An 11,836-nucleotide genomic window follows, 5' to 3' on the forward strand; every position below is an offset into this window, starting at 1 on the left:
CCGGGTTTGTTGTTTTTGCACTTTGCTTACTTCGCGACAGAACTCGACGCGTGCAGAGCCTGCTGCGCACCACGTTTGTTCTTGATCACGTAACAGACCCACATGAACACGACCCACAGCGGAATCGCGTACACCGAGATCTGAATGCCCGGGATCAGCAGCATGACGCCGAGGATGAACAACACAAACGCCAGGCAGACGTAGTTGCCGTACGGATACCACAGTGCCTTGAACAGCGGCGTCTGGTTGGTCTTGTTCATGTGTTGGCGGAACTTGAAGTGCGAGAAGCTGATCATCGCCCAGTTGATCACCAGGGTCGCAACGACCAGCGACATCAGCAGCTCCAGAGCATGCTGCGGGATCAGGTAGTTGAGCAGCACAGCGATCAGCGTCACTGCCGCCGAAGCCAGAATCGAACGCACCGGCACGCCACGTTTGTCGATCTTCGCCAGGCCTTTTGGCGCATCGCCCTGCTCGGCCATGCCCAGCAGCATGCGGCTGTTGCAGTAGGTACCACTGTTATAGACCGACAGCGCCGCCGTCAGCACGACAAAGTTGAGGATGTGCGCAGCGGTGTCACTGCCCAGCATCGAGAACACTTGCACGAACGGGCTGCCGCTGTAGGAATCGCCGGAGGCATTGAGGGTTTCCAGCAGGCTGTCCCATGGGGTCAGCGACAACAGGATCACCAGGGCGCCGATGTAGAAAATCAGGATCCGGTAGATCACCTGGTTGATCGCTTTCGGGATCACGGTCTTCGGCTTGTCGGCTTCGGCGGCGGTGAAACCGAGCATTTCCAGACCGCCAAAGGAGAACATGATGATCGCCATCGCCATCACCAGACCGCTGACGCCGTTGGGGAAGAAACCGCCGTGGGACCACAGGTTGCTGACCGAGGCTTGCGGGCCGCCATGGCCGCTGACCAGCAGGTAGCTGCCGAGGGCAATCATGCCGACGATGGCCACGACCTTGATGATCGCGAACCAGAATTCGGCTTCACCGAAGACTTTGACGTTGGCCAGGTTGATCACATTGATCAGCACGAAGAAGCCGGCCGCCGTGACCCAACTCGGAATGTGCGGTGCCCAGTAGTGGATGTACTTGCCGACCGCTGTCAGCTCCGACATGCCCACCAGGATGTACAGGATCCAGCAGTTCCAGCCCGAGAGGAAACCGGCGAAGCCGCCCCAGTACTTGTGTGCGAAATGGCTGAAGGAACCGGCCACAGGCTCTTCGACGATCATCTCGCCGAGCTGGCGCATGATCATGAAGGCAATGAAGCCGCAGATGGCATAGCCGAGAATCATCGACGGGCCGGCGGATTTCAGGACCCCGGCCGAGCCGAGGAACAATCCGGTACCGATCGCGCCACCGAGGGCGATCAGTTGAATGTGGCGATTTTTCAGGCCGCGTTTCAGCTCGCCTGATTGCGAGGGTTGTCCACTCATGAAAAAGGTCTCACGCAAGGTTTGATGATGTTCAGTAGACGTTGCTGCAAGGTTGCGATTTCAAGCAGCCCCGATCAAACCCCAGCGCAGGCACCAGGAGTTCAGCTTTTTTACAACGGTCATGCGTCACCTGTTTGTTTTTATCTGTGACGAAATCGAACCCGACACGCTTGTGACGCGGCGGAGTGAACAAGGCGGATAGCCTTGAGGTTTGCGCGATTACGCAGAGGGTCACAGTTAAAACGCGGCGCATTGTACACCGCTAACCCCCTGCTGCCAGACTCCGCTGGATCAGCGTATCGGTTGCCGGGATTGCGTGTGTCCGCCTCGAGACGCTCGAGCGGCTGCAAAATTTGAGTCAGGCCTTTGCAGGCCATCGACGGGGACGAGGGAAAAACCGTCCCACGGAGAGAGGTGGAGATCAGTCACGGCGTTCATTGCGCCTCCTTCTTGTTATGCACCTGCACGACAGGCATGGGGCGCATCTCACCCTTCAAACGCCTCTGAAACAAGCGCGCCAGAGCCTTGCGGCACGCCCGGCCAGCGGCGCTTCGGCAGCTTTTCCTTACACTGGCTCGGTGCGCGGTGTTCCATTGGGTTTTACCGGTTTTTTCGTAAACATTTGTTTACAGGGCGTAACGCGAAGTTTCCATTTCAGAAATTTCCGTCAGACGTCTGCAAATTGACGGTAGCTAGCTTGCTAATGAAAACCACCACTTAGTTTTTTGTTTTTAAATAAGAAAACGCCGCTTAAAAAACAGAATAAAAAGTCTATTTAAAAATTAAATAAATTATTTTTTGCATTACAGAAATCCCTGAACTAGGTTCTTCACGTCTTGCCGGCCACTTCGACCGGCCAGTCACAACCGTGAAAGTCATCTAGGAGATCGACCATGCAAGCACTGGAAAAAGACTTGGATACCGAACTGCAACTGGACGAATGGTTTGAAGCACCGACCCATGAGGCGGCTGTGGAAATGATGCAAGCCGATGCGGTCGTTCCGTTCGGCACGGCGATGTGGCCTCTGTAAGACATCCCGGGCGGGCATGATCCGGCCGGTCGTGCCTGCCACTTTTTTCTCGGTCAGTCAGGGAGGACTCATGGATAAGCCCCGCGCGATCTCGCATTTCCTTTACTACCTCGAACATCACCCTGCCCTCGCCGGCCTCGACTCGGCGAAGATATTGCTCGGCCACACGGCGGATTACGAAGCCCTGACCGGTGCCATCGCCGAACAGGCTGGCGAACATCCGCGTTTCAGTTTCAGCGCCCGACGCCTGGAGCTGGAAAGCACCGTAGCGCTGACCTCAGCGATTACCGACAGCGATCTGTACATTTTCTTCTACGACTCTTCCACCCTGCCCAACCCGCGCCCCGACGGCCCGGAATTTATCCGCGCGCTGCAAACGGTGATGGCGGAAAACTGGAAGAAGTCGCTGCTGTTCAAGGATTACGGCGACTATTTCTATGACACTTTCAGCATCGCCCCGCAGCGTATTGCCGGGCTGAACAGCCACTTGATCCAGCGCATGTCCCAGGCGACCACGCTGAGCTTTACCGATGAGCACGGCTCGCGGTTTGAAACCCCCTTGAGCAGCATCAAGAAGTGGACCGACATCAATGGCGTCGGCAACTTCGACCTGGCGCCCGGTGAAATCGCGACTCACAGTGAAGCCATCAACGGCCATGTGAAGTTCAAGGGCACCTTCCTCAGCACCATCCCGTTCGCGCGCAAATATGGCGTGCTGGAGTCACCGCTCGAGTTGTGGATCGAGAACTCGACCATCAGCCGCATCGCCACCGATGTGCCGGGGCTGGAGCATGATTTCAACAAGTATCTGGACGCCAATCCTTCAAACCGGCGGATTGAGGAGTTGGGGATTGGTACCAACGAAGGGGTGAAGGATCTGTATGCGCGTAATGCCGGGTTTGAGGAGCGGCATTGTGGGCTGCATCTGGGATTGGGCGGTGGCGCCAAGGGCAGTCATCACCTGGACCTGATCTTCTCCAGTGGCGTGTTGGCACTGGATGACAAACCGGTGTTTGATGGGCGGTTTGTGTTCTGATCCTGGAAATTATGGGGTTGCATTGGCCTCATCGCTGGCAAGCCAGCTCCCACAGGAAGCTGCGGTGTGCACAGGATTTATGCAACGCAACAGAAACCTGTGGGAGCTGGCTTGCCAGCGATGAGGCCCTCAAAAGCACCACCCGACTTTCGCCAGACGAAAAAAAACGCCAACCCTGCGGTTGGCGTTTTTTCATTCGGTGCTAAAGCCGATTACTCAGGCTTCTTGCGACCGAAACCCGGACGCTGACCGGAACCGGCCGGTGCACCGCGACGCTTGCCCGATGGCTTGTCGCCGTCGACCAGTTTGATCCCCGGACGCTTCGGCGCGGGTTTCGCAGGACGCTTGTTGGTGGTGTCCGCCGGGCGATCTGCCACTGGCGTACCGCGACCGGCAGGCGCACCACGCTCGCCACGCTCAGTGCGACCGTTGGCCGGACGCGGAGCGCGCTCGCCGTCACGGGCGACTGGCTTGCGACCTGGACGCTCGCCTTCGATCTGCGGCTCGCGGGCCGGACGTGGGCCGGTCGGCGCGCCAGCGGCTGGACGCAGGGTGCGCACGCGCTCTGTCTTGGCCATCGGCCGCGACGATTTGCGCTGCATACGCTCAAGCTTGTCTTTGCTCTTGGCGTTCAGTTGCGGCATGGCAACCGGCGTCAGGCCCACCTCAGCGCTGAGGATGTCGACTTCGTACTGGCTCATTTCGCGCCAGCGGCCCATCGGCAGGTCGGAGTTGAGGAACACCGGACCGAAACGCACGCGCTTCAGACGGCTGACCACCAGACCTTGCGATTCCCACAGACGACGAACCTCACGGTTACGCCCTTCCATCACCACGCAGTGATACCAGTGGTTGAAGCCTTCGCCACCTGGCGCCTGCTTGATGTCGGTGAACTTGGCCGGGCCGTCTTCCAGCACAACGCCGGCCTTCAGGCGTTCGATCATTTCGTCGTCGACTTCACCGCGTACACGCACGGCGTACTCACGGTCCATCTCGTAGGATGGGTGCATCAGGCGGTTGGCCAGTTCACCGTCAGTGGTGAACATCAGCAAACCGGTGGTGTTGATGTCGAGACGACCGATGTTGATCCAGCGCCCTTCTTTCGGACGCGGCAGCTTGTCGAACACGGTCGGACGGCCTTCCGGGTCGTCACGGGTGCAGATCTCGCCATCGGGTTTGTTGTACATGATCACGCGGCGGACCGATTCGGCCGCTTCTTCGCGCTTGATCACCTTGCCATCAATGGTGATGGCGTCGTGCATGTCGACGCGCAGACCGAGGGTGGCGTCTTTGCCATTGACCTTGATCCGGCCCTGGCTGATCCAGGATTCCACGTCACGGCGCGAGCCGACGCCGATACGGGCGAGGACTTTCTGCAGCTTTTCGCCTGCTGGGCCGATTTCCTGGTCGTCTTTCTGATTGATGTCACTCATCTGGGCACCTCCCGGTGTGATCTGTTCAGTCGCCTCGAAGTGAGCGCCTGAAGCATTGGAATCTGGGTTCTTGGCCGAAGGGATCGGCGAAGGGTCGCGAATCATACGCGGATGTGGGGCATCGCGCATCAGAGACTAGTTGATCAAGCCAAGGTTATTTCTTTTTCCGCCGACCGGCGCCGCCGAGTTTGATCAGGCGCAGGGCGGCTTCGGCCAGCACCGTACGCTTGTCATCCTTGTCGAGTTTCTTCCAGGCCTTGATCTCGCGCTTGCTGCGGCCGCAGCCGAGGCAGATGTCGTCGGTGAATTTGCAGAGGCTGATGCAGGGGTCTTTGGTTGAGCTCATACCCTTCTCCAGAACACATTGAACCCTGTGGGAGCGGGCTTGCCCGCGATCACGGAGTGCCAGCCAGCCTATTTTTGTCTGATCCACCGCAATCGCGGGCAAGCCCGCTCCCACAGGGTTCTTCAGTGTTCAGAGAGTTTGACTGTCAGTCTTCGAACTCGCGACGTTCGGCTTCGATCGCTTCAGCCAGGGCGCGGGCTTCGGCTTCTTCTTCGCTCAGCTCGGGTTCTGGTGCGGATTGCTCCAGGGCAGCGACGGCAGCAAGAAGTTTTTCCCGGGCTTCGGCGACGCCAAGCACGTCCTCTTCAGGTTCGGCTTCAGGCTCAGCCCCGAGTTCAACCTCGATAACCGGCTCGGTGATTTCAGCTTCGGGTTCGCTCGTCGATGCTTCAACATCAGCAACATCAGCAACATCAGCACCATCAGCGGCATCACGCAGCAAATCGTCGAAGTCGGTCTTGATCCCCTCCTCCATGCTGTCCAGTTCCAGCAGCAAGGTATGGAAACTGGTTTCTTCCTTCTCCTCTTCCGGCTCGGCGCTGGCGTCGGCCAGCTCCTGCAAGCCTTGCGGCACCGGCGCATCGTCGAAATCGAGCACCGGGTCGGTTTCCATCTCGCGCAGCTCGGCCAGCGGTGGCAGATCTTCAAGGTTCTTCAGATTGAAGTGATCGAGAAACGCCTTGGTCGTCGCAAACATCGCCGGTTTGCCGGGCACGTCGCGGTAACCGACGATGCGGATCCACTCGCGTTCAATGAGGGTTTTGACGATGTTGCTGTTGACCGCGACACCGCGCACGTCTTCGATCTCGCCACGGGTGATCGGCTGGCGATAGGCGATCAGCGCGATGGTTTCCAGCAAGGCACGAGAATAGCGCTGCGGGCGCTCTTCCCAGAGTCGGCCAACCCACGGCGAAAACTTCTCGCGGATCTGCAAGCGATAGCCGGACGACACCTCTTTGAGCTCGAACGCACGGCCGTCGCAGGACTTGGCCAGTAACGCCAGGGCTTTCTTGAAGACTGGCGGTTCGGGCCGCTCGCCCTCTTCGAACAGTTCGTAGAGGCGCTCAAGGGATTGCGGCTTTCCCGAGGCCAACAGAAAGGCTTCAAGCAGGGGCGCCAGCTCGCGGGGTTCAGTCAGGTTCATGTTTCGACTCGTTATTCGGCTCGGGCTCGCACGTGGATCGCGGCGAACGGCTCATTCTGCACCAGCTCGACCAAGGATTCCTTGACCAGTTCAAGGATTGCCATAAAGGTCACCACCACACCGAGGCGGCCTTCTTCAGCGGTGAACAGCTCGACGAACGGCACGAAACCGCCGCCCTTGAGCCGTTCCAGCACATCGCTCATGCGCTCGCGGGTGGACAGCGCCTCGCGGCTGACCTGGTGGCTTTCGAACATGTCGCCACGGCGCAGCACTTCGGCCATGCACATCAGAATCTCTTCCAGCGCGACATCGGGCAACAGCTTGCGTGCGCGGGCTTCCGGGGCGTCAAGCTTGGGCACCACGACGTCGCGGCCGACCCGGCTCAGGCCATCGATGCCTTCGGCGGCAGCCTTGAAGCGTTCGTATTCCTGCAAGCGGCGGATCAGTTCGGCGCGCGGGTCGTCTTCTTCGTCTTCGACGGTTTCGGCCCGTGGCAGGAGCATGCGCGACTTGATCTCGGCGAGCATCGCGGCCATCACCAGATACTCGGCCGCCAGCTCCAGACGCACCGACTGCATCAACTCGACATACCCCATGTACTGACGGGTGATTTCCGCCACCGGGATGTCGAGGATGTTGATGTTCTGTTTGCGGATCAGGTACAGCAGCAGGTCGAGCGGGCCTTCGAAGGCTTCAAGGAAGACTTCCAGTGCATCCGGCGGGATGTACAGGTCGAGCGGCATTTCCATGACCGCCTGGCCATAGACCATGGCAAACGGCAGCTCCTGCTGAGCGCCGGCCTGGGGATCGACAACGGTTTCCACTGCGGACATTCAGGCCTCGACCATGAACGGCGTCGGATCGCCACAACCGACACGGACCACTTCCGGGTCATCGCCGGTCAGGTCGATCACGGTGGAGGCCTTGATGCCGCCAAAGCCGCCGTCGATGATCAGGTCCACCTGATGTTCGAGCAACTGGCGCATTTCGTACGGATCACTCAAGGGATCTTCGTCACCGGGCATGATCAGCGTTACGCTCATCAGCGGCTCACCCAACTCGGCCAGCAGCGCCAGGGCGATCGGCTGGCTGGGTACGCGTAGCCCGATGGTGCGCTTCTTCGGATGCAGGAGCAGCCGAGGCACTTCGCGGGTGGCGTTGAGAATAAAGGTGTACGGCCCCGGCAAATGCGCTTTGAGAATGCGGAAGGTGCCGGTGTCGATCTTGGCGTAGTTGCCCAGTTGCGAAAGGTCACTGCAGATCAAGGCGAAGTTGTGCTTCTCATCGAGCTGACGCAGGCGTCGCACGCGCTCGATCGCGGTTTTGTCGCCGATTTGGCAACCGATGGCGTAGGAAGAGTCTGTGGGATAAATCACCACCCCGCCCCTGCGGATGATCTCGACCGCCTGTTTGATCAGGCGCGCTTGCGGGTTTTCCGGATGAATCTGGAAAAATTGACTCACATTCTCTACCTGTTCAGACGGCGGCAATAACTGTGTCATGTTTGAACCGACCCCACAGGGGTGGAAGGTCCTCGGGAACCGGCCGGTACTGGCCGATCTCGGACCAGCCGCCAGGGCCATGGAAATCACTGCCGGCGCTGACCAGCAGACCGAACTCACGGGCAAGGATTGCCAGGCTGCCGACCTGTTCCGCAGGCTGATGGCCATTGACCACCTCGATCGCATGCCCGCCTGCTTGAATATAGTCGGCAATCAGCTTTCGGCGCTTGCTGCGGGTGAAATCGTAGTGCCACGGATGCGCCAGACTGACCCAGGCACCAGCAGCTCGCAGTGTGCCGACGGTGTCTTCCAGGGTCGGCCAGTGCAATTTGACGTCGCCCAGCTTGCCGGCGCCGAGCCACTTGCGGAACGCCTCGGCGCGATCCTTTACAAAACCTTCACGCACCATCCAGTCGGCGAAATGCGGCCTGGCCGGGGCGTTGCCGCTATCGCCCAGCTCCTGCTGGATCTTCCGGGCGCCGTCAAGGGCGCCGGGCATGCCCTTGAGGGCGAGTTTGCGGCTTATCTCTTCCGACCGCAGCCAGCGGCCATCGTGCAATTTGGCAATCGCTTCGACCAACGGCGCGGCGTTCACGTCGAAACCGTAGCCCAACACATGAATGGTTGCGCCGCCCCAAGTGCAGGACAATTCCACGCCATTGACCAGTTGCATGCCCAATTCGTTGGCGGCCGTGCGCGCTTCGGCGAGGCCTTCAAGGGTGTCGTGGTCGGTCAACGCCAGGACTCGCACGCCGTTCTCGAACGCTCGCGCAACCAGAACCGCAGGCGCCAGGGCGCCATCGGAGGCCGTGCTATGGCAGTGCAAATCAACATTCACGGGGAGTTGTAACCTCAAATCAGCTGGCGCTATCGCGCGCCCATATGTTTGTTATTATGCCGCCACATCCGGCATCTGGCTCTCACTGTGAAACAATTCATCGATTTCATCCCGCTTCTGCTGTTCTTCATCGTCTACAAACTCGATCCCCGCACCGTCGACGTCGCCGGCCATGAGTTGACTGTAGGCGGTATTTACAGCGCCACCGCAATGCTGATCATCAGCTCCCTGGTGGTGTATGGCGCGCTTTTCATCAAACAGCGCAAGCTGGAAAAGAGCCAATGGCTGACCCTGATCGCCTGCCTCGTGTTCGGCAGCCTGACCCTGGCCTTCCACAGCGAGACCTTCCTGAAATGGAAAGCCCCGGTGGTCAACTGGCTGTTCGCTCTTGCCTTCATCGGCAGTCACTTCATCGGTGACCGCCTGCTGATCAAACGAATCATGGGCCACGCGCTGACCCTGCCGGATCCGGTCTGGACACGCCTGAACATCGCCTGGATCGTCTTTTTCCTGTTCTGCGGGGCCGCCAACCTGTTCGTCGCCTTCACCTTCCAGAGTTACTGGGTCGATTTCAAGGTGTTCGGCAGCCTGGGCATGACCGTGCTGTTCCTGGTCGCACAGGGCATTTACCTGTCCCGTCACCTGCACGACACCGATACCACAACACCAAAAACCGAGGACTGACATGCTCTACGCAATCATTGCCACCGACGTCGCCAACTCGCTGGAAGCGCGCCTGGCTGCGCGCCCTGCGCATCTGGAACGTCTGCAAGTGCTCAAGGGCGAAGGCCGCATCGTCCTGGCCGGCCCGCATCCGGCCGTCGACAGCAATGATCCGGGCGCAGCGGGCTTCACCGGCAGCCTGATCGTCGCCGAATTCGATTCCCTGAGCGCCGCGCAGGCGTGGGCTGATGCTGACCCGTACGTTGCTGCTGGCGTATATGCCAATGTGGTTGTGAAGCCGTTCAAGCAAGTTCTGCCGTAAAAACCCTCCACTGAGGCAATTGCTGCTTAGTTAAAAACTGGCTGAGCAGAAAACTTGTGGCGAGGGAGCTTGCTCCAGCTGGGGCGCGAACCGGCCCCGCTTTTTACCTCATAAAGCGGGGGACTGCTGCGCAGTCCAGCGGGAGCAAGCTCCCTCGCCACAGTTACAACCTGTGCTCTCACCACCCGCGACATTACCTCTGGCACTGAACCTTCTCGGTTCTTGCCGCTCTCAATCGCTCATTATTCTCGTTTGCCTGCCGACAACCTGCCCAATATCCATTTGGAAGCAGGTGTCGCGATGCGCAAGGGTCCGTTGTGTCTGATGTTGGTCACGTTGTCGATCATGGCGCCCGCCCATGGTGAGGAAACTACCGAAGGCGGTAACTCCACGCCGCTGTCATTGAGTGCCGGCAGTCAGATCACCGAGTTGCAGCAGCGCCTCAAGGCCAGCGAGCAGCAGCGAGAAGAATTGAACAAACAACTGCAAAATGCCGACAACACACGCGAAAGCGCTCAGCTCGCCCGGCTACGCCAAGAGAACCAGCGCCTCAAGCTGCAACTCAAGGAAGCCCAGGCCAGCCCGCTGCCGCGCCTGTTGACCGATCAGCAGCAGTGGTTCGTTACCGGGGCCGGGGTAGCGCTATTGGCGCTGCTCTGCGGTATCTTTGCCAGTGGTGCAAGCCGAAAACGTCGGCAATGGTTAAATTGAGTGAGTCATGAGCGAGCTGTTACTGATTGATGATGACCAGGAGTTGTGTGAACTCCTGAGCAGTTGGCTGAGCCAGGAAGGCTTTCAGGTGCGTGCTTGCCACGATGGTCAGAGCGCCCGCAAGGCACTGGCGGAAACCGCCCCGGCGGCGGTGGTGCTGGACGTGATGCTGCCTGACGGCAGCGGTCTGGAACTGCTCAAGCAACTGCGCAACGATCACGCCGATCTGCCGGTGCTGATGCTATCGGCACGCGGCGAACCGCTGGATCGTATCCTCGGCCTGGAACTGGGCGCCGACGATTACCTGGCCAAACCCTGCGATCCCCGTGAACTGACCGCTCGCTTGCGCGCCGTGTTGCGCCGCAGTCATCCGGCCGCGGTGTCGACGCAACTCGAGTTGGGCGACCTGAGTTTCAGCCCGGTGCGCGGTGTGGTCAGCATCGATGAGAAAGAACTGACGCTGACCGTTTCCGAAAGCCGTCTGCTCGAAGCCTTGCTCAAGCAACCCGGCGAGCCGCTGGACAAACAGGAACTGGCGCAACTCGCCCTCGGCCGCAAACTGACCCTGTACGACCGCAGCCTCGACATGCACGTCAGCAACCTGCGTAAAAAGATCGGCCCCCACCCGGATGGTCGCCCGCGCATCGTCGCCCTGCGCAGCCGCGGCTATTACTACAGCCTGTAAATACCCATCTGTGGCGAGGGAGCTTGCTCCCTCACCACAGTGTTTTGTCAGGCTGATGGCAAAGCGTCTTTACCCAAGCTTTACGCAGCGCTGACCGCCGCTGACCTTGATCTCCGTAATCTGCACTCATCCGGAACGTACCGGGAACGAGACAAGGAGATACACCATGCGCAAGACTCTTATCGCTTTGATGTTCGCTGCCGCTCTGCCAACCGTCGCCATGGCCATGCCGCAAGACGGTGGCCCGATGGGTGGTCCGCTCGACGGCCCACGCCACGGCGGTCAGATGCACGGCATGCACGGCAAAGGTCCGTACAGCCAACTCGACCTGTCCCGCGAACAGCGCGAGCAGATCCGCAAGATCATGGGCGAGCAGATGCACGAGCGTAAGCAAGTGGTCGACAAGTACCTGGAAAAACTTTCGCCAGCTGACCAGAAAGCCCTGAAAGACGAAATGGCCGCTAACCATAAGAAAGCCGAAGCCGATGTGCGTGCGGTATTGAAACCGGATCAACAGAAGAAATTCGACGAGATCCAGAAGAAACAAGCCGAGCGCCGCGCCGAATGGGCCGAGTTCAAGGCGTGGAAAGCGCAGCAGCCGCAAAAGGCGCAATAATGTTCTAACCCAGGCCCGACGGTTAAATCCGTCGGGTCTTTTGTTTTCGATCTAATGTTGA

At 59.4% G+C, this 11,836-nt stretch carries 14 protein-coding genes; 7 read left to right on the plus strand and 7 right to left on the minus strand.

Annotated elements, in window-relative coordinates; translation table 11 throughout:
• Positions 1-26: 26 nt before the first annotated feature.
• Positions 27-1,448 (minus strand): amino acid permease, encoded by a 1,422-nt coding sequence (locus AC3WMT_RS22960; RefSeq protein ID WP_103305320.1) that lies wholly within the window; start codon positions 1,446-1,448, stop codon positions 27-29.
• Between the two features lie 893 nt (positions 1,449-2,341).
• Between AC3WMT_RS22960 and AC3WMT_RS22965 the strand changes: the two genes are divergently transcribed.
• Positions 2,342-2,479, plus strand: a complete 138-nt coding sequence (locus AC3WMT_RS22965) for a hypothetical protein (protein WP_003222780.1) — start codon at positions 2,342-2,344, stop codon at positions 2,477-2,479.
• Positions 2,480-2,549: 70 nt separating this feature from the next.
• Positions 2,550-3,515: a M29 family metallopeptidase gene (locus tag AC3WMT_RS22970; protein ID WP_103305319.1), complete on the plus strand. Its 966-nt coding sequence runs from the start codon at positions 2,550-2,552 to the stop codon at positions 3,513-3,515.
• 212 nt (positions 3,516-3,727) lie between these two features.
• Here the strand turns inward: AC3WMT_RS22970 and rluB are convergent, their stop codons facing one another.
• From rluB to AC3WMT_RS23000, 6 genes are all read right to left on the minus strand, one after another.
• Positions 3,728-4,948 (minus strand): 23S rRNA pseudouridine(2605) synthase RluB, encoded by a 1,221-nt coding sequence (gene rluB / locus AC3WMT_RS22975; protein WP_103305383.1) that lies wholly within the window; start codon positions 4,946-4,948, stop codon positions 3,728-3,730.
• A gap of 154 nt (positions 4,949-5,102) precedes the next feature.
• Positions 5,103-5,294, minus strand: a complete 192-nt coding sequence (locus tag AC3WMT_RS22980) for a DUF1289 domain-containing protein (protein WP_007919669.1) — start codon at positions 5,292-5,294, stop codon at positions 5,103-5,105.
• Between the two features lie 145 nt (positions 5,295-5,439).
• A complete protein-coding gene (gene scpB, locus AC3WMT_RS22985) occupies positions 5,440-6,438 on the minus strand; it encodes an SMC-Scp complex subunit ScpB (protein ID WP_103305318.1) in 999 nt (332 codons plus the stop codon).
• Positions 6,439-6,449: 11 nt separating this feature from the next.
• Positions 6,450-7,271: a segregation and condensation protein A gene (locus tag AC3WMT_RS22990; protein ID WP_103305317.1), complete on the minus strand. Its 822-nt coding sequence runs from the start codon at positions 7,269-7,271 to the stop codon at positions 6,450-6,452.
• Positions 7,272-7,901 carry an L-threonylcarbamoyladenylate synthase gene (locus tag AC3WMT_RS22995; protein WP_103305316.1) on the minus strand — a complete coding sequence of 210 codons (630 nt, stop codon included), beginning with the start codon at positions 7,899-7,901 and terminating at the stop codon, positions 7,272-7,274. It abuts the gene before it with no gap.
• Between the two features lie 13 nt (positions 7,902-7,914).
• The gene (locus tag AC3WMT_RS23000) at positions 7,915-8,778 is read right to left on the minus strand and encodes a PHP domain-containing protein (RefSeq protein ID WP_103305315.1); all 864 of its coding nucleotides are present in this window, start codon (positions 8,776-8,778) and stop codon (positions 7,915-7,917) included.
• A gap of 87 nt (positions 8,779-8,865) precedes the next feature.
• On the opposite strand from AC3WMT_RS23000, the gene AC3WMT_RS23005 reads away from it, so the two are divergent.
• The 5 genes from AC3WMT_RS23005 (at position 8,866) to AC3WMT_RS23025 (ending at position 11,775) form a co-directional block, all read left to right on the plus strand.
• Positions 8,866-9,462, plus strand: a complete 597-nt coding sequence (locus AC3WMT_RS23005) for a septation protein A (protein ID WP_103305314.1) — start codon at positions 8,866-8,868, stop codon at positions 9,460-9,462.
• Between the two features lies 1 nt (position 9,463).
• Positions 9,464-9,763 (plus strand): YciI family protein, encoded by a 300-nt coding sequence (locus AC3WMT_RS23010; protein WP_103305313.1) that lies wholly within the window; start codon positions 9,464-9,466, stop codon positions 9,761-9,763.
• Between the two features lie 300 nt (positions 9,764-10,063).
• Complete coding sequence (locus tag AC3WMT_RS23015) at positions 10,064-10,474, plus strand: SH3 domain-containing protein (RefSeq protein ID WP_103305312.1); 411 nt, start codon at positions 10,064-10,066, stop codon at positions 10,472-10,474.
• 7 nt (positions 10,475-10,481) lie between these two features.
• The gene (locus tag AC3WMT_RS23020; protein ID WP_016771129.1) at positions 10,482-11,159 is read left to right on the plus strand and encodes a response regulator transcription factor; all 678 of its coding nucleotides are present in this window, start codon (positions 10,482-10,484) and stop codon (positions 11,157-11,159) included.
• Between the two features lie 166 nt (positions 11,160-11,325).
• Positions 11,326-11,775: a Spy/CpxP family protein refolding chaperone gene (locus tag AC3WMT_RS23025; protein ID WP_103305311.1), complete on the plus strand. Its 450-nt coding sequence runs from the start codon at positions 11,326-11,328 to the stop codon at positions 11,773-11,775.
• Positions 11,776-11,836 lie beyond the last annotated feature (61 nt).

The sequence above is a fragment of the Pseudomonas sp. FW305-7 genome, from assembly GCF_058786735.1.